Origin of the sequence: Sorangium sp. So ce131 (assembly GCF_051519095.1) — a bacterium.
In the GTDB taxonomy this organism is placed as follows: Bacteria; Myxococcota_A; Polyangia; order Polyangiales; family Polyangiaceae; genus Sorangium.
The window spans coordinates 11688455-11706226 of the sequence record NZ_CP150455.1; the positions used below are offsets into that span (position 1 = coordinate 11688455).

The 17772-nt window shown below is 72.9% G+C and carries 13 protein-coding genes; 3 read left to right on the forward strand and 10 right to left on the reverse strand.

Annotated elements, in window-relative coordinates:
- Positions 1-90 precede the first annotated feature (90 nt).
- Positions 91-1725, reverse strand: coding sequence for an extensin family protein (locus WMF43_RS42460; RefSeq protein WP_437673730.1), 1635 nt, complete (start codon positions 1723-1725; stop codon positions 91-93).
- Between the two features lie 204 nt (positions 1726-1929).
- Here WMF43_RS42460 and mrtC point away from each other — a divergent pair, with 204 nt between their 5' ends.
- Both mrtC and WMF43_RS42470 read left to right on the forward strand, forming a co-directional pair.
- Positions 1930-2727: a myxosortase MrtC gene (gene mrtC, locus WMF43_RS42465; protein WP_437673732.1), complete on the forward strand. Its 798-nt coding sequence runs from the start codon at positions 1930-1932 to the stop codon at positions 2725-2727.
- Positions 2724-3425: an HAD family hydrolase gene (locus WMF43_RS42470; protein WP_437673734.1), complete on the forward strand. Its 702-nt coding sequence runs from the start codon at positions 2724-2726 to the stop codon at positions 3423-3425. The genes mrtC and WMF43_RS42470 overlap by 4 nt, the downstream gene beginning before the upstream one ends.
- 40 nt (positions 3426-3465) lie before the next feature.
- Here WMF43_RS42470 and WMF43_RS42475 read toward each other — a convergent pair whose 3' ends face one another.
- On the reverse strand, positions 3466-4608 hold the full coding sequence (locus WMF43_RS42475) for an AI-2E family transporter (protein ID WP_437673736.1): 1143 nt from the start codon (positions 4606-4608) through the stop codon (positions 3466-3468).
- A gap of 242 nt (positions 4609-4850) precedes the next feature.
- Here WMF43_RS42475 and WMF43_RS42480 point away from each other — a divergent pair, with 242 nt between their 5' ends.
- Positions 4851-5588: a TM2 domain-containing protein gene (locus WMF43_RS42480; protein ID WP_437673738.1), complete on the forward strand. Its 738-nt coding sequence runs from the start codon at positions 4851-4853 to the stop codon at positions 5586-5588.
- Positions 5589-5993: 405 nt separating this feature from the next.
- On the opposite strand, the gene WMF43_RS42485 is transcribed toward WMF43_RS42480, so the two are convergent.
- The 8 genes from WMF43_RS42485 to WMF43_RS42520 all read right to left on the reverse strand — a co-directional run bounded on the left by WMF43_RS42485 (position 5994) and on the right by WMF43_RS42520 (position 17636).
- Positions 5994-8120 (reverse strand): beta-galactosidase, encoded by a 2127-nt coding sequence (locus WMF43_RS42485; protein ID WP_437673739.1) that lies wholly within the window; start codon positions 8118-8120, stop codon positions 5994-5996.
- 199 nt (positions 8121-8319) lie between these two features.
- Positions 8320-9849: an NADH-quinone oxidoreductase subunit N gene (locus WMF43_RS42490; RefSeq protein ID WP_437673741.1), complete on the reverse strand. Its 1530-nt coding sequence runs from the start codon at positions 9847-9849 to the stop codon at positions 8320-8322.
- A 3-nt stretch (positions 9850-9852) separates the two neighbouring features.
- Positions 9853-12060, reverse strand: a complete 2208-nt coding sequence (locus WMF43_RS42495; RefSeq protein ID WP_437673743.1) for a complex I subunit 4 family protein — start codon at positions 12058-12060, stop codon at positions 9853-9855.
- A gap of 31 nt (positions 12061-12091) precedes the next feature.
- Positions 12092-14719 carry an NADH-quinone oxidoreductase subunit L gene (locus tag WMF43_RS42500; protein ID WP_437673745.1) on the reverse strand — a complete coding sequence of 876 codons (2628 nt, stop codon included), beginning with the start codon at positions 14717-14719 and terminating at the stop codon, positions 12092-12094.
- Between the two features lie 226 nt (positions 14720-14945).
- On the reverse strand, positions 14946-15776 hold the full coding sequence (gene yihA, locus WMF43_RS42505) for a ribosome biogenesis GTP-binding protein YihA/YsxC (protein WP_437673747.1): 831 nt from the start codon (positions 15774-15776) through the stop codon (positions 14946-14948).
- On the reverse strand, positions 15773-16111 hold the full coding sequence (locus WMF43_RS42510; protein WP_437673749.1) for a gamma-butyrobetaine hydroxylase-like domain-containing protein: 339 nt from the start codon (positions 16109-16111) through the stop codon (positions 15773-15775). The genes yihA and WMF43_RS42510 overlap by 4 nt, the downstream gene beginning before the upstream one ends.
- A 107-nt stretch (positions 16112-16218) precedes the next feature.
- Positions 16219-17238: a Gfo/Idh/MocA family protein gene (locus WMF43_RS42515; protein WP_437673751.1), complete on the reverse strand. Its 1020-nt coding sequence runs from the start codon at positions 17236-17238 to the stop codon at positions 16219-16221.
- Complete coding sequence (locus WMF43_RS42520) at positions 17235-17636, reverse strand: hypothetical protein (RefSeq protein ID WP_437673752.1); 402 nt, start codon at positions 17634-17636, stop codon at positions 17235-17237. Before WMF43_RS42520 ends, WMF43_RS42515 begins: the two co-directional genes overlap by 4 nt.
- Positions 17637-17772 lie beyond the last annotated feature (136 nt).

The following is a 17772-nucleotide window of genomic DNA, read 5'->3' on the forward strand; positions in this document are numbered from 1 at the left end:
TCGGTGTCGCGCAATCAACGGATGTGCAGTGTCGCGCGCTGCGCGCCGTTCAGTGCTGTACAGCGGAGCGGCTGACCGCGCGGCCTGCGCTCAGTGGTACAGGAACCACCGAACGCCGGGCTTGATCTCCATGTGGTAATGGTCGGCGTGCGCCGCATTGAAATTGGGCGTGAGAACGTATGTAAAAATCCCGAGGTCGGCCGCCTCGCACACGATGGACCGGAGCTCGCGCGCTTCGGGGAGCTCGGGCTGGGGGGCGCCTTCGCCGCACGTCTTGTCCCCGATGCGGCCGTGGAAGTGGCGCGCGACGCTGATCCAGGTGCCGTCGCGCTTCTTCAGCGCGCCGACGTCGATGGCGAGGCCGGCGGGGTGGCGCGTGCCGGGCGGCGCCCACGCGCCGCGCGGCTTCTGGACTGCGTCGCTGCGCGGCGTGACGTCGCTGCGCGGCGCGACGTCGCTGCGCTGTGAGACGTCGCTGCGCTGCGCGACGTCGCCGCGGCGGCTGGCGGGAGAAGCCGCCGACCGCCCCGAGGTGGTCGTCCGGCGCGCAACGCGGCGGGCGCCGGCCTTGCCGGCCGTCTTCGCCGGCCCGCGGCGCGCCGCGGTCATCTTCGGCCGGTGATCTGGCGCCTTGGAGGCGGCGCTTCGAAGAGGCGTCAAGGCGCCCTTCTCCTTCGCGACGGGCTCCGCGACGCCCTTGTCCTTCGCGACGGGCTCCGCGGCGCTCTTCTCCTTCGCAACGGGCTCCGCGGCGCTCTTCTCCTTCGCGACCGCTTCCGCAGCGCCCTTCTTCGTTGGAGCCGCCCCCGCAGCCCTCTTATCCCCAGGGCTCGCCGCAGCGCCTTTCTCTTTGGCGCCGGTTTCCGTCGCGTCCTTCTTGGCGCCGGCTTCCGCGGCGCCCTTCTTGGCGCCGGCTTCCGCGGCGCCCTTCTTGGCGCCGGCTTCCGCGGCGCCCTTCTTGGCGCCGGCTTCCGTCGCCTCCCTCTTGGCGCCGGCTTCCGTGGCGCCCTTCTCCTTCAGGCGCCGCGGTCGCTCCTCGGAGCCCTTCGACGTGAGGTCGAGCGCCCCCTTCTCGCCGATCGCGACGGCCGGCGCGGGCTTCGCCGTCTCCTCGCCGCCGGTGCCGTCCGAGGGCTTCTCCGCGTCCGAGAGCTTCGCCGCGTCCGAGAGCTTCGCCGCGTCCGAGAGCTTCGCCGCGTCCGAGGGCTTCGCCGCGTCCGAGGGTTTCGCCGCGGCGACGGCGTGCCCGTGATCGCCGTCGTCGCCAGCGCCGCCGCGGCCCGGCATCGGCACGTTCGGCCGGTACATCGTGTAATGGACGACCTCGTCGATATCGTGTCGCGCCAGCACGGCCGCGAAATCGTCGAGCGCGAGCGCGAGCCGCGCGTCCAGGATCTCGAACATGCTCGTCACGCGCTGCTCGGGCGGGAGCACCGAGTGGAAGTACACCCCGTTCAGCCGACCGGTGAGCCGGATCGGCGCGCGCACCCCGGGCGCGTGGGCGACCTCGAGGTACAGGATCTTCCGGCGATCCAGCTCGGCCATGACCTCCTCGTCCGTCATGTTGGCGTAGCGGTACGCCGGGGAGGCCTCGGCGACGCTCGCTTCTGGCGTGGTGAGGAAAGGCGATGCGGCCGTCGCGGGCGCCGGACAGAACGTCGCGACCGACGTGAGCAGCGCGCAGGCCAGCGGCTTCAGCAGACTGCGAAGACGAGAAAACGCCACAGCGGCCGCACTCTAACGTGACCGGCCCGGAAGGCTAAAATTCGGGCGGTGGCTGGACCGGTGAGCAGCGCAGGCCTCCCGGCGCCGCGGCGCTGACCGTCGCGGACCGGCGCGCGCGCGGCTACGCTGGGCGCGAGCGGCCGCGGGCGCTCGCCGTGGTGCGCGCCGCGGCCCGCGCGCACGCCCCTCCGCGACAAGGACGCCTTGCAACCGCCGACCCCCATCGAACCGAGCCGCGACGTGCCCCCCCGAGCCAGCGACGCGACGGCCGACGCCGGCGCGCCCCCCGGCGAGCGCCCGCGGCCGCCCAAGCCGACGGCCACGCGCGCGCTGCTCGCCGCGGCGATCACGACCGCCGCGGTGACGGCGGTCTCCTACGCCGCGCCGAGCACTTACGCCGGCACGCTGGTCGGCCTCACCTTCCTCGCGGCGACGTACCTGCTCGTGCTGCGGTACGACGAGGCGACGATCCGCGCCTACGGGCTGTCGCTCGGCGGGCTGCTCGAGCCGGTGCCGCTGTCGGCCAGGCGGCTCGCCCGCGCCGCCCTCCACGCCGTCGCCTGGGCGGCGCTGGCCGCGGCGGTCACCTTCCCGCCCTTCTGGCTGGGCTACCGGCTGTACTGGGGCGCGGACGCGCCGTTCGTGCCGCGCCTGCCCCCCGAGCCCGCCGACGAGATCGCCGCGCAGCTCCTCGTGGTCGCGCTGCCGGAGGAGGCGTTCTTCCGCGGCTACCTCCAGAGCGCCCTCGACCGCGTCTTCCCGCGGCGCCTCCGCGTCCTCGGCGCCGCGCTCGGCCGGGGGTGGCTCCTCGCGTCGGCGATCTTCGCGATCGGCCACGTGCTCACGATCCGCCACCCCGCGCGGCTCGCCGTCTTCTTCCCGGCGCTCCTCTTCGGGTGGCTGCGGGCGCGCACCGGCGGAATCGGGGCGCCGCTCCTGTTCCATGCGGCCTGCAACCTCTTCTCCCTGACGCTCGCCCGCGGCTACGGTCTGTCGCCGTGAGCTCCCACGTCGACGACGCGGCGCGCGGCGCGGCGCCGGCGCGGCGCCGGCGCGCGGCGCTGTTCGACATGGACCGCACGCTGCTCCGCAAGGAGACGGCGAGCCTCTACGTGAAGTACCAGCGCGAGATCGGCGAGGCGACGACGCGCGATCTCCTGCAGGCCCTCTACTGGGTCGGGCAGTACACGCTCGGCATCCTCGACGCCGAGAAGGTCTCCGCGCGGGTGCTGCTCGCGCTGCGGGGCATGCCCGAGACCGTGCTCGCGGCCCGCTGCGACGACTGGTTCCGGCGCTGCGTCGAGCCGCACATCACCGACGCCGGGCGCTCGGCCGTGAAGCGGCACCGGGCGGCCGGGGACCTCTGCGCCATCGTGACCGGCGCGTCCCTCTACGTCTCGCGCCCGCTGGCCAGGCGGCTCGGGATCGAGCACGTCGTCTCGACCGTGCTCGAGGTCGACGAGCACGGGCGCTTCACCGGCCGCGCGGAGCCGCCGCTCTGCCTCGGCGAGGGCAAGCTCACGCGCGCGCGGGCGCTGGCCGACGCGCAGGGGTTCCGGCTCGAGGACGCGACGTTCTACACGGACAGCATCAGCGACCTGCCGCTGCTCGAGCTCGTGGCGGAGCCGGTCGCCGTGAACCCCGACCCCAGGCTCCGCCGCGTCGCCGAGCGGCGGGGGTACCGCATCGAGCGCTGGTGAGCTCCGCCCGCGGCGCGAGGGCGCCCCGGGGCCGCGGCGCTTACAGGATGCTCTTGCGGGGCGGGACGCTCCCGCTCGGCGGGGCGCTCCCGCTCGGCGGGACGCTCGCGCCGGGCGGCAGGCTGGCGGGCGGGAGGCTCGCGCCGGGGAGGCTCGCGCGCGGGATGCTCGCGCGGGTGTTGATCGCCCAGAGCACGATGGCGGCCAGGACCGGGCCGATGAAGATGCCGGCGGCGCCGAAGAACTCGAGCCCGCCGAAGATGCTGAGCAGGGCGATGAGCGGGTGCATCCCGCCGTGCGAGCTCTGGACCCACGGCCGGATCACGTTGTCCGAGAGCCCGATCACGACCGCCGCGGCGCACATGCCGATGCCCCCGCCGATGCGGCCCATCAAGAACAGGTAGACGGCCGCGCCCAGCGTCACCGGCGTGGTGCCGATCATCGGGACCAGCGAGAGCAGCGTGGCCAGGAGGCCGAAGAGCAGCGCGCCGGGCACCTTGCAGAGGAAGAGCGCGATGGTGGTCAACGTCCCCTGGACGGCGGACGTCGCGAGCAGGCCGAGGACGGCGCCGTTCACCGTCTCCTGGATCGAGGCGAAGAGGACGTCGGTCTCCTCGTGCCGGAACGGCGACTGGGTGAGCAGCCAGCGCAGCAGCTGGCCGCCGTCGCGGAGCAGGTAGTAGAGCGCCACGATGAACAGGAAGGCGTCGACGATCGTCTGGGGCACCGCCGCGACCATGCCGCCCGCGAAGCCCGCGATGGAGCTGCCCACCCGCTGGAACAGGTTGCTGACGTAATTGCGGACGTCGTCGCCGGACAAGCCGGCCCTGTTGAGGAGCCCCGAGAGCCGCCCGTCGTTCAGCATGCCCTGGACGCGCTCGATCGTGTTGGACCAGTCCCGGGAGAAGAAGCGGCTGATCGAGGCCGAGGCCTCGATGATGATGATCGCGAGCGGGATGCACACGAGGACGATCACGCTCGCCGTGAAGATCGAGGGGGCGAACTTGCGGAAGCGGCCGAGCCGAGGCGCGAGGCGCCGCTGGAGCGGGGAGACGAGGAGCGCGACCAGCCCGCCGAGCAGGACCGGGACGAGCAGCCCCTTCACCATCCAGAAGAACAGCGCGATGAGCCCCGCCCGGAGCGCAAACGACAGCCATCGATCGGACTGTGTGGTGTTGTTCATTGCCGTACGCGCCTGCCTCCGCGGCACGCTCGGCGGCCGCTCGGCGCCAAGGTAGGGTGCGCGTCCGGCATACACCAGGAATTTTCGCGTGGCACGAGCCGAGCGCGCGCCCGGCGCTCACCTGGCGCTGCGATTCCAGGATAAGGTCCAGGTTGGCAGACGACCGCGGACGCACGCGTCCGGCGCGTCCGGCGCGTCCGGCGCGTCCGGCGCGTCCGGCGCGTCCGCTGGAGGAAACACGGATGAGTACGAGCGGTGGCGGGGTCCCGCCAGGGGGCGGAAGCTGGGGGAACGGGGGCGGAAACGGGGGCTGGGGATCGGGCCCGCCGGGCGGCCAGGGCGCGCCGCCCGGCGGCGCTCCCTTCGGAGGCGGCTACCCGCCCGGAGGCTCCTACCCGCCGCCGGGCGGGGGGTATCCGCCGCCAGGAGCCGGCTGGGGCGCGCCGCCCGGCCCGCCGGGCGGGCCGCCCGGCGGCGGCTGGGGTCCACCCCCGCCGGGGTTCGGCGGCGGACCGATGATGGGGCCTCCCCCCGACGGGATGGCGGTCTGGTCCGACAAGGACCAGGCGACGACCTTCCTGCTCGCCGCCTTCCTCGGCATCTTCGGCGCCGACCGCTTCTATCTCGGCCAGACCGGCCTGGGCCTGCTGAAGCTGCTCACGTGCGGCGGGTTCGGCTTCTGGAGCCTCATCGATCTCATCCTGATCGGCACCGGATCCATGCGGGACGCGCAGGGGCTCGTGCTCCGGCGGGACGCGCCCGTCGGATACCCGACGAAGAGCCAGTCCACGCTCTTCCTGCTCTCGTATTTCCTGGGCACGCTGGGGGCCGACCGCTTCTATCTCGGCCAGACCGGGCTCGGGCTCGCGAAGCTCTTCACGTGCGGCGGGCTCGGCATCTGGTCGCTGATCGACATGCTCATGATCGGCATGGGCCGGTTCCGCGACGCGGAGGGCAACTCCCTGCGGTTCGACCGCTGAGCCCCGACGGCGCGCGCCGCGCGCCGCGCCGGGCGGAGCTGCCGGCCAAGCGGGCCGGCGCCAGTGTACCCAAAAAGGAAGAATTCTGCCGGTCGCTGCCCGACTCGGACACGATGGGAAGAGTCATCACCGACAAGGACGCTCTCGCAAGAAAGGAGCAATCCGAATACAAGTTCTTCATTGCGGGACACGACGAGGATACCGCGCCCGGATTGGCAAACTTGGCGTCGCAGATCATCGCGCACCTTTACTTTGACGACCCGACAAACACCGTTAATCCGTGATTGGGAGATGAGCGCTTCAGCAACTCGCCGCCGCGGTAGGCTTGACGTCGGCGTTCGCTGAACCGCGCCGGTGCGTGCATGCGAAGCTCTCCCGCGACGCCGAGCGCGCCGGGGACGTCCGCTACTCGAGCGCGAGCATCCGCACGGTGCGCGGCGTGAGCCGCACCTCCAGCGCGCCCCGCCGCGCCTCGAAGCGCGTGTCGTCCAGCAGGTCGGTCGCGCGCGCCGCCCTCACGGTGACGCGCGCCACCACGTCCCCGTCCCCCGGGTTCAGCAGGAAGAGCACGCGCGGCGCGCCGGACGCGTCCTCGTGCAGCGTCGCGAACACGCCGTCCGGATCACACGCGAAGGCCGGCAGGCCGAGCGCGTCGATCGCGCGCGACACCGCGGCGTCCGCGGCGGCCGGGTCGTCCTGGAGCAGCGCCGGCAGCTGCTGGTCGGGGGCGCGGAGCCGGCTCAGATCGTAGGGCGCGGCGAGCGGGCGGAAGGCGCCGTCGAAGGTGGGCTCGCGCGGGCCGATCGTGATCAACGTGCCGCGCGCCGCCGCCGCCTCGAGCCGCTCGAACAGCGCCGGGCTCAGGCCGCCCGAGGTGGCGCAGATGATCCAGCGCGCCCCCTCGAGCGAGACGTCGCAATCCTCGCCGCCCACGTGGGCGTAGGGCACGCCGCGCGCGTCGAGCGCCTCCTCGAACGCGCGCACGAAGGTGTCGGGCTCCACCGCGAGCGGGTAGCCGAGCCCGAGATCGTCCTCGAAGCAGCGGTCGCGCGCGCCGAGGTTCATGACCGCGAAGGCCGCCCCGGTGACCGGGCCGAACGCGTGCATCACCCGGGCGAGCCGGCGCTCGGTGCGCGGCGTGACGATGCGCACCGGGACGGCGCGGCGCAGCGTGTGGAGCTGCGTCGCCTCGAGCGCCGCGGAGAGCTTCCGCCAGAAGGCGGCGAACGGGCGCGGGCGGCCGCGCGGATCGATCGGCGCGCCGATCCAGCGATCGCGCTCGACCGCCATGTAGATGTTGTAGCCGCGCAACCCGTACGCGAGCGCCGCCATCACCACGAACGCGCTGTCGCGCTCCTCGAGCGCCGGGAAGAACGGCGGGAAGCCGGCGCCCATCTCGCACGCGAACGGCGGCAGACCGAGCGCGTCGCAGCGCACCGCGAGCTCGGTCGTGCGGCGCGCGATGATCTCGCGGCTGCTCGGGCTCGCGATGCTGTAGTAGTCGAGGCCGACGAGGTCGACGACGCGCGAGATGCGGGCCGCGTTGAGCGGCGTCGCCTCCTGCCCCATCGGGAAATTGTGCATCGTGGGCAGCCCGTCGATGCCAGCGTCGGAGAGCGCCTTCGCGAAGCGGCCCATGGCGACCTCGAGCAGGTGCTCGTGGAACTCGCTCCAGTCGAGGTGGCGCGCGAGCTCGGCCGGCGTCTCGGCGTCGAACGCGCCGGGCGGCTCGATCGTCGCGAACCGCAGGTCGCCCTCCGCGGAGGCCGCGCGCTCGCGGCTCACCGCGCGCAGGAGCGCCGCGGCGGGGTCCTCGCCCGCGGCCGCGGCGTCGTCCGGCGGAGGCTCGGCCTTCTTCGCGTACGCGCGCTGGAGCGCCTCGATCGTCCGGTATTTCTCGCGCAGGAAGTCGCGGTAGAGGGCGATCGCGTCGGGGTGGTAGTCCTGGTCGTACGCCCCGTCGCGGAAGTAGAGCGCGCCCTCGTTGTCGACCTGGAGGAGCACGACCGGGCCGTCCGGGTAGAGGTGCGGCCTCAGCACCGGGGCGAGCGCGTGGAAGTAACGCGCGACCTCGTCGTGGAACGCGTTGCTCGCGTAGCTCGGCACCGGGAAGCCGTAGGGCAGCATCGGGAGCACGACCGGGTTGTTGCGCGACGAGCGGGCCTGGCAGCTCGGATCCCAGATGATGCGCTCGGGGATGCCGAAGCAGGTGAGCTCCGCGTTGATGTGCGGGCCGGGACGGACGATGACGTAGAACCCGAGCGCGTGCGCGAGGCGGAGGAAGGCGCCGACGTCGCGGCGGGCGTCGGTCTCGCCGAAATCGAACTGGCCCGGGCCCGTCTCGTGAACGGCCCAGGGCACGTAGATGTCGATCAGGTGAAGGCCGAGCGCGCGTGTGGCCTCGAGGCAGGCGCGCCAGTCCGTCGGATCGAGCCGCCAGTAATGCAGGCTGCCGGCGTAGAGCGGCACCAGCTTGCCGCCGATGTCCAGGCCACCCGGGACGAGGCGAACCCCCCGGCTAGAGCGTTCCACTGGGGATCTCGCGTCCTGCGTCCTGCCCACGCCGGCGCACCCTAGCAAGGATCGCAGGCAGTGCCTACGCCGCGCAGCCGCCGGACGCGCGTCGGACGCGCCGGCTTGGTCGCGCTTCCCCGCGCCGGTCAGCGCGTGTTCAGCGCGCGCCTCCGCGCGTTCAGCGTGTGTTCAGCGCGCGTCGTGTGTCCGCACGCCCTCACCGCACCATGCTCAGCGAGCGGGCGACGAGATCGTAGACCGGCCCCCAGGAGACGCCGAGCAGCACGGTCGGAACCGCGAGCGCCCACGTCGCGGCGCCGAGCAGCGGTCGCACGGCCACGGGATCGGCGGCCGCGTCCTTCTCCAGGTACATCGCGCGGAGGACGCGCGCGTAATAGAAGAGAGAGATCACGCTGTTCACCACGCCGGCGACCGCGAGGATCCAGCTCCACGTGCCCCCGGCGGTGATCAGCGCCGAGAAGAGATAGAACTTGCCGACGAACCCGGCCGTCGGGGGCAGGCCGGTGAGCGAGATCAGGAACACGGCCATCGCCGCCGCGACGAGCGGCGCGCGGCGGCCGAGCCCCCGGAAGGCGGAGAGCGTCTCGTCGCCGCCGCGCCGCTCGGCCACCGCCATCACCACGAGGAACGCGCCGAGGTTCATGAAGCAGTAGGCGACGAGGTAAAACACGATCGCCGCGACGCCGGCGTCGCTGAACACGGAGAAGCCGAGCAAGAGGTAGCCGGCGTGCGCGATGCTCGAGTAGGCGAGCATGCGCTTCACGTTCTCCTGCCCGAGCGCCGAGAGGTTGCCGACGGCCATCGTCGCCATCGCGAGGCAGCCCGCGAGCACCGGCCACGGCGTCTCGACGCCGGGCGGCGCGCCCTCGATCCCGCGCGCCCCGAGCGCGTCCGAGAAGAAGCGGACCAGCACCGCGAAGCCGGCCGCCTTCGGCCCGACCGACAGGAGCGCGGTCACCGGGGTGGGCGCGCCCTCGTACACGTCCGGCGTCCACATGTGGAACGGGGCGGCGCTGATCTTGTAGCCGAAGCCCGCGAGCACGCAGGCCGTGCCCACGAAGACGACCTCGGGCACCCTGCCCTCCTGCGCCGTGAGCGCGGCGATGCGGGCCGCGCACTCGCCGAGGTGCATCGACGCGGTGGCGCCGAAGAGGAAGCTCATCCCGTAGAGCATGATCCCCGACGCCACGCCGCCGAAGATCACGTACTTGAGCGCCGCCTCGCTCGACTTCGCGTCGCTCACCTTGAAGCCCGCCAGCACGAAGCTGATGACGCTGACGAGCTCGAGCGACAGGTAGATGGTCAGGAGGTGGCGGCTCGCCGCCATGAGGTTCATGCCCAGGGAGAGCACGAGCAGCAGCGTGAAGAACTCGCCCGGCTCGCGCCGCAGCTCCGGCTCGATCCCCGGCGCCCTCGAGGGCACCGAGAAGAGGACGATGATCGCGGTGACGACCGCGAGCAGCACGCGGAACAGGTTCGAGAAGCGATCGAACGCGAGCAGGCCGTGGAAGAGGTTGAACGGCCCCGCGTCGCTCGCCAAGAAGTACGCCCCGAGCCCGCCCGAGCAGCCGAGCGCCGCGAGGCTGATGGCCACGAGGCCGGGCACCTTGAGGCGCTCCGGCGACGCGAGGTCCCACACGACGAGCAGGAGGGCGGCGGCGACGAGCGCGAGCTCCGGCGCGAGGTACGAGAGGCTCGCGAGGTTGTCGAAGGTGCGGGTTTCCACGGCTTATCTGGAGCTTGCGAGGACGCCGCGGCCGGCCGCGGCGCCGTCCGCGGCGGCGACCTGAGACGGCCCCGGCCTGTCGACGAGGCGGTGCACCTCGAGCGCCCCGCGGTCGATGAGGCCGAGGAGCGGGCGCGGCCAGAAGCCGAGGAGGAGGATCAGCGCCGCGAGCGGGGCGATGGACGCGAGCTCCCGCCGGCTGATCTCCGGGAACTTCCCGCCGAACGGCTCGAGGTATTTGCTCTGGCGCCACGACTCGCGGAACTTGCCGAGGAACATCCGCTGGAGCGCCCAGAGGTGGTAGGCCGCGGTGAGGATCACGCCGATGGCGGCGAGGATCGTGAGGGCGCGGTAGCGCGGGAAGGCGCCGATGAACGTCATCGCCTCGCCCCAGAAGCCGGACAGGCCGGGCAGGCCGAGCGACGCCATGAACGCGAAGCCCACGAACGCCGTGTAGAGCGGCATCTCCGAGGCGAGCCCGCCGAACTTGTCGATGTCGCGGGTGTGCACGCGGTCGTACACGACGCCGACCAGGGTGAAGAGCATCCCGGTGATCAGGCCGTGGTTGAACATCTGGACGAGGCAGGCCTGGATGCCCTGCGGCGTCATCGCGCCGAGCGCGAGCAGGGTGAAGCCCATGTGGCTCACCGAGGAGTAGGCCACGAGCTTCTTCAGGTCGCTCTGCGCCATCGCGCAGAAGGCGCCGTAGAGGATGTTCACCACCCCGAACGCCGCCATCGCCGGCGCGGCCCACCGCGTCGCCTCCGGCAGCAGGGTGAAGTTGATGCGGAGGATGCCGTAGGTGCCCATCTTGAGGAGCACCCCCGCGAGGATCACGCTGATCGCCGTGGGCGCCTCCACGTGGGCGTCCGGCAGCCAGGTGTGGAACGGGAACATCGGGATCTTGATGGCGAACGCCACGAAGAGCCAGATCCAGACCACCTTCACCGCGGCGACGCCGAGGATCGTGAGCCCCTCTGCGGCCCACGCGACGCGCGAGAGCTCCGGGATCGAGAAGATGCGCGCGGTCGCCTGGCCGTCCACCAGGTAGGAGCCGCCCGCGTTCAGGTAGAACCAGATGAACGCGAGCAGCATGAAGACGCTGCCCGCCAGCGTGTAGAGGAAGAACTTGATCGCCGCGTACTCGCGCCGCGGCCCGCCCCAGATGCCGATGAGGAAGTACATCGGCAGGAGCATCACCTCCCAGAAGACGAAGAAGAGGAACAGGTCGAGGGCGATGAAGACCCCGTACATCCCCGTCACGAGGAGGTTGTACATGGCCAGGTAGCCCTTCAGCTGATCGTGGACGCTGTAGCTCGCGAGCGCGCCCACGAACGAGATGATCGCCGTCAGGAGGACCATCGAGATCGACACGCCGTCGACGCCGACGAAGTACTCGACGTGGAGCGAGCGGATCCAGACGCCGTGCTCGATGAACTGGTAGCCGTCGTTCCCGTCGATCGGGGTGAAGCGCCGGTCGAAGCCGGCGTAGAGCCACCCCGCCAGGACGAGGTTCACGCCCATGAGCACGACGGTGAGCAGCCGGAGCTTCCGGTCGTCCTGGTAGCGCAGGAGGTGCGCAAGGAAGACCGCGACCACCCCGAGCAGCGGCAGGAAGGTGAGGATCGAGAGGAGGTGGTCCCCGACGAAGCCAAGGCCGCGCCCGCGCTCGGCGTGGATGCCCATCGCCAGCGGCCGCGCCGTCTCCAGCGGGCCGGCCGCGCCGGCCGCCGCCGCGTCCGACTCGACGACGACGTGGCCGTAGAGCTCGCGCGCGCGCGCGGTTGCCGCCCGCCACCGGACCTCGACCTTGCGGCGCTCGCCGGGCGGGATGGTCGCCGCGGCGCCGCCGCCCTCGAGCGCCGCGCTGACGCCCGGCGGGACGCGCGGGTCGGCCTCCGACGTGCGCACGGCCACGCGCGTCACCTTCACGGGCGCGTCGCCGGTGTTCTCGATCGAGAACGAGCCCGCGTACTCGCCCGGCCCCGCCGCGGTGAGCTCGACGGGCGCGCCGGGCGCCTCGGCGCGCAGCGCGATCCGGCCGCGCGGCTCGAGCGTCCGGGCGTCGTCGGCCGTCTGCGCCGGCGCGGGTGAGGCCGCGCCGAGCACGACGGCGAGCGCGGCCAGCAAGCAGGTGAGGAGCTTCATCGAGGTGGACCTAGCCGGGATCGCGAGGGCGCGTCCAGGACCCAGGTTGGAGAGGTTCGACATCAGTACCCCGCGCAGAGGACCACGGCGCCGCTCACCAGAAGAAGAGGCGGAAGTAATGGACGATGCTGACCAGGGCGACGCCGCCCAGGAGGAAATAGAGGTAGCTCTGGATGCGCCCCGTCTGGAGCGAGCGGAGCCGCTCCCCCGCGCTCAGCGTGCCCTCGGCCACGAGGTTCACGACGCCGTCGACGAGGGTGCGATCGATGGCGCCCGTCACCCACGCCGCGGCCCGGGCGAGGACCGCGACGCCGTTGACGATGCCGTCGACGATCCACCGGTCGATGTCGGCGAAGAAGAGGCGCAGCGCCATCACCGCGCGCACCACCGTCGCGGCGTAGATCTCGTCGACGTAGTACCGGTTCGAGAGCAGCCGGTAGCCGGGGAGCCGCCGCTCGTCCTCCGCCCAGCTCGCGGCGCGCCGCGCGCCGTAGCGGGCGCGGGCGGCCGAGTAGGCGGCGAACGCGCCGGCGACCGAGAGCGCCATGAGCGCGAGCTCGAGCCCGAGCCCGTGGCGCTCGAACGAGACGTCGGCGCGGGCGAACACGGGCGCGAGCCACGCCTCGAGCAGCGGCTCGCCGTGCCCGCCGACGAAGTGGCTCGAGAAGCCGAGCGCGACGCCCGACACCGCCGAGAAGAACGCGAGGATCGCGAGCACCCCCGTGATGGCCGGCGGCGACTCGTGGACCTCCTTCGCGATCTCTTTGCGCGCGTGCGGCCCCTCGAACGTGAGGTAGTAGCTCCGCCACATGTAGAACGAGGTGCCGATCGCCGCCGCGAGGCCCATCAGGTAGACGAGCAGGCCCGGGATCGGGCCCGTGTTCCCGGTGCCGAACGCCTTCCAGAGGATCTCGTCCTTGGACCAGAAGCCGGCGAAGAACGGGATGGGCGCGGCGGTGATCGCGAGGCACGCCACCTGGTAGGTCCGCGCCGTGCGCGGCATGACGCGGCGGAGGCCGCCCATGTTGCGCATGTCCTGCGCCGCGGCCTCGCCGTGCTCCACGGCGTGCATGCCGTGGATGACCGAGCCGGCGCCGAGGAAGAGGCAGGCCTTGAAGAAGGCGTGGGTCAGGAGGTGGAACACGGCGGCCCAGTACGCCCCGACGCCGACCCCGATGAACATGAAGCCGAGCTGGCTCACCGTGCTGTAGGCGAGCACCTTCTTGAGGTCGTGCTGGAAGAAGCCGATCGTGGCCGCGAAGAGCGCGGTCGTGGCCCCGATCAGCGCGACGATCCCGCTGGCGGTCGGGCTCATCGCGAAGAGCGCGCTGAGCCGCGCGATCATGTAGACGCCGGCGGTGACCATGGTGGCGGCGTGGATCAACGCGGAGACCGGCGTCGGGCCCGCCATCGCGTCCGGCAGCCAGACGTGGAGCGGGATCTGCGCGCTCTTGCCGGCCGCGCCGACGAACAGGAAGAGGCACGCCAGCGTGACCAGCCCGGCGCCCCACACCGTCTTCGACGCGAGCGCGTCCCGGAGGAACGCCTTGCCGCTCGCGTCCTTGATCGCGAGCTGGTCGTGGATCTCGCGGAAGGTGACCGTCGAGCCCACGGTCGCCAGCACGACCTCCTTGCCCGGCTCCACCCGCACGCGGTCGATCGCGGCGACCTCGTTGCCGTCGCCCGCGATCACGGCGCCGTCGCCCGGGACGATCACGACCGAGTGCGCCCCGGCGTCGATCTCCTTGCGGACGAACGGCGCGACGCCGAACACCCTCGGGTTCGAGGCGAGCTGCGCGGCGTCGGCGACGCCGAGGTAAACACGCGCGCCGGGGTGGCCGGTGAACGTGAGGTACCCCTTCGCGCCGGCGGCGAGCGGCGCCGTCCTGCGCCCGGCGCCCTTGCCCGCGGCGCCGCCCTGCGCCCCGGCCGCGCCGCCCTGCGCCACAGCGGCGCCGCCCTCGGCCGCGCCGCCCTGCGGATCGGCCGCCACCGCGATGAAGCGCGCGCGGTAGTCGGACATGTACCGGCCGTCGTCGAGCCACCGGGCGCCGAGGCCCCAGAAGAGCAGCGCGACGCCGCACAGGAAGCCGAAGTCGCCGACGCGGTTCACGACGAAGGCCTTCATGCCGGCAGAGGCCTTCTCGTAGTCCCTGTACCAGAACCCGATGAGCAGATAGCTGCAGAGGCCGACTCCCTCCCAGCCAAAGAACATCACAACGAGGTTGTCCCCGAGGACGAGGAGCAACATGGCGAAGACGAAGAGGTTCAGGTACGTGAAGAATCGCCAGTACGCCGGCTCCGCCTCCATGTACGACGCGGCGTAGACGTGGATGAGCGTCCCGACGCCGGTGATGATCAGCGTCAGGAGGCCGCTCAGCGGATCCATCACGAACGCGAAGTTCACGTCGAGCGATCCGATGCGGACCATCTGCCAGGCGAAGCTGTAGAGAGCGCGCTCCCCCGGCTCGAGCGCGGCGAGCTGGAGGAAGCTCGCGAGCCCGAGCAGGAAGGCGACGAGCATCGCCCCGACGGCGACGAGCGTGACGCCGAAGCTCCCGATGTGGAGCCGCTGCGACAGCCCGCGGCCGAACGCGCTGCGCTGGAGCGCGCGGCCGAACAGCGCGTTCGCCGCCGCGCCGAGCAGCGGCACGAGCGGGATCCACCATAACGGCGTCAGCGACGTGTGGACGTGCGTGACCTGGCCGAAGTAGTCGGGCATCGTAGGGGCAGCCGGTGAGGTGTAATGTGGCTCACATCGGCTGCTTCTTAGCAAGCAGCCGCGTGCCACGAGGACAGCGCGACCGTCGGCTCTGTTGACTCCCCCGCGAAGCCGGAGGAGCCGCACGTTAATGGAGGGTCAGAGGGCGGGTCAATACCCCCATTGGCCCCGATCCGGCGCGCTTCGCGCTGTTTTTGCGCGATCCTCGCACCCGTGACGCCGTGCTTCAGCCGCCCTCGGGCGGCGCGTCGTCCTCGGAGGGCGTGTTGTCGTCGGCCGGCATGTTGTCCTCGGAGGGCGTGTTGTCCTCCGAGGGCGCGTCGCCGCCGGGCGGCGCCGCGCCCACGGTCGCGCGCCGGATCGCGAGCCACAGGTCGCGCCGGCCCTCTGCGGTGACCGACGAGAAGCCGACGACGCGGCGGAGGGCGCCCGCCGCCGTCCTCGGGGCCGCGGCGGCCACCTGGTCCAGCGCGCGCCGCAGGGACGAGCGCTGCACCTTGTCGATCTTCGTCGCCACGAGCAGCAGCTCCACGGGCCGCCGGGCGACGCCGCGCGCCGCCTCGACGAAGCGGATGAGCTCGAGGTCGTCCTCCTCGATCCCCCGCCGCGCGTCGACCAGGAGCAGCACCGCGGCGAGCGTGACCCGCCCGCGCAGGTACCCCTCGATCAGCGCCGCCCACGCCGCCTGCTCGGATTTCGAGCGCCGGGTGAAGCCGTACCCCGGCAGGTCCACGAGCTGGAACACGGCGCCGTCGCGCGCCCGCGCCTCGTAGAGGTTGATCTGCCGCGTCGACCCCGGGTTCGAGCTCGTCCGGACGAGCCCCTTGCGCTCGACGAGCGTGTTGATGAGGCTCGACTTGCCGACGTTCGAGCGGCCCGCGAACGCGACCTCGGCGCTGACCGGCGGGGGCAGCGACGCGAGCGAGCCCGCGCCGGCGACGAAGGACGAGTCGACGATCTGGAAGGGGTCGAGGCGTCGGTCGGCCTGCGCCGCGCGCGACGTGGGCGCCGGGCGCGGCGGAGCAGCTTGAGCCGGGCGGGCGCGGCGGGCGGTCACTTGGACCTGGGCGGCTGGAACTGCGGCTTGCACTCGTCGCACTGGCAGAGCGAGCGCAGGTAACGGAACGTGTAGATGCCCGAGTCGTGCCGGTCGCCCCACGTGAACTGGAGCGCGTAGTTGCCGACCTGCTCGATCTCGCGGAGATCCAGGTTCCCTCCGGGCACGAAGTTGATCGTGCCGCCGTGCCCCTGGCAGTGCGCGCACGGGCAGTACCCGCGCACGATCTCGTGCGGGAGCACGCCGCGGTGGCCGTCGGCCCAGTGAATCTCCATCACCCGCGCGCCGTGCGGCGCCTTGACCTGAGTGGGCGTGGTCCTCGGATCTTGCGCCATGGTGCCTCTTCCGGCCGACGGGCGTACCACGCCGATCCGGCGGTGCAAAGGGCAGCGGCGCGGCCCAGGCCGGCGGCGCGCCCGCAGGGCCGGCGTCCTCGCCGCCGTCATCCCGCCGCGACGGCGCGCGGCGCGACGGCGGCGAGCGTCGCCTCGACGCGCTCGAGGGTGCGCACGACCGCGGCGCCCTCGTCGAGCGGCGTCAGCGGCGGCGCGCGGTCCTCGACGCAGCGGAGGAAGTGCTCGATCTCGATCGAGAGCGGCTCGCGCCACGGCACCCGGAGCTCGCGCCCCGCCGGCGCGCGCGCGTCGCCGCCCGCCTCCTCGATCCCCGCGAGCCCCGCGCGGGCGGCCGCCGCGGCGCCGCGCCCGTCGAGCACCAGCAGCCGATCGGGCGCGCGCACGTCGTCGAAGAGCGCGACGCGTGCGGCGCCGGCGAGCCTCAGCCGCCGCTCCTTGGTCGGGCTCGACGAGCAGAGCTCGATCTGCGCGGCGAGGCCGCTCTCGAGGCGCGCCTCCAGCGTGACGTGCTCGCCGCCCTGCGAGGCGTGGGAGACGTGGGCCCGCGCCTCGGCGAGCGGGCTCGGATCGAGCGCCGAGAGGATCGAGAGATCGTGCGGGCCGAGGGTCCAGAGCGCCGACGAGGCCCCGCCGCCGCGGCCGCCCGTCGAGAGGCGGGCGGCGCTGAAGCTCACGAGATCGCCGAGGAGCCGCTCGCGCGCGAGCGCGATGAGGTGCACCACGGAGGGGTGGTAGCGGAGCAGGTGCCCGACCATGCCGACGCGGCCGAGCGCCGCCGCGCGCGCGGCGCAGCGGTCGGCGTGCGCCGAGCAGAGGGCGAGCGGCTTCTCCACGAAGACGTCCGCGCCGGCCTCGAGCGCGCGCAGCGCCAGCTCGGCGTGGCTCGCCGCCGGCGTCGCGATGAGCGCCGCGTCCACGCGCCCGGCGAGCGCCTCGTCGAGCGTGCGCACGAGCCGCGCCCGCGGCGCGAGCGCGCGCGCCCGCGCGAGGCGGCTGCGGTCGAGGTCGGCCACCGCCACGACCTGCGCGCGCGGGCTCTCCGACAGCACGCGCAGGAGCTTCTCCCCCCAGCGCCCGCAGCCCACCAGCGCGACGCGGACGCTCACGGCCCCCCCGGCGCCGCGGCGGACGCGCCCGGCGCGCGGGCGATCTCGCCGAGGATCTCCTCGCCCCCGCGGTTGCCCGGGTGGATCGAGGGGCCGTTGATGTCGACCAGGAAGTCGTAATGCGCCGGCGGCTCGCCCTCGATCGTCGCGCGCACGCGCACGTGCTGGAGGCAGCCCGACTCGGTGGCGGCCCCCCAGACGGCCGTTTTCCCCGGGTGCCGCGCCCCGATCACCTCCGGCACGCTCCGCCCGCCCTCGGGCCGGTACTGCTGCACGACCCCGAGCGCCGCCCTGCGATCCGACCCGTTGAACCTCGACCGAACCCAGAGGACCGCGCCGACGGCGACGGCGCTGACGCCCACGAGCACCAGCGTCCGCAGCGCCTTGCCATAGTCCATCCGCGAGCCGTATAGCCCCGGCGCCCGGGAAGAGCCAGCGGGAGCGCCCCCGCCCCGCCGCCCCAGCGCCCCCGCCCCGTCACCCAGCAGACGAGGGCCGTCAGAGCGATTCCCCCCCCGCCCCTGGCAAGACCGC

Bases quoted from the DNA above. Each gene is read 5' to 3' on its own strand.
- WMF43_RS42475 (WP_437673736.1), bottom strand. From the start codon at position 4,608: ATGAACAACACCACACAGTCCGATCGATGGCTGTCGTTTGCGCTCCGG.
- WMF43_RS42480 (WP_437673738.1), top strand. From the start codon at position 4,851: ATGAGTACGAGCGGTGGCGGGGTCCCGCCAGGGGGCGGAAGCTGGGGG.
- WMF43_RS42495 (WP_437673743.1), bottom strand. From the start codon at position 12,060: ATGTCGAACCTCTCCAACCTGGGTCCTGGACGCGCCCTCGCGATCCCG.
- WMF43_RS42500 (WP_437673745.1), bottom strand. From the start codon at position 14,719: ATGCCCGACTACTTCGGCCAGGTCACGCACGTCCACACGTCGCTGACG.
- WMF43_RS42510 (WP_437673749.1), bottom strand. From the start codon at position 16,111: ATGGCGCAAGATCCGAGGACCACGCCCACTCAGGTCAAGGCGCCGCAC.
- WMF43_RS42520 (WP_437673752.1), bottom strand. From the start codon at position 17,636: ATGGACTATGGCAAGGCGCTGCGGACGCTGGTGCTCGTGGGCGTCAGC.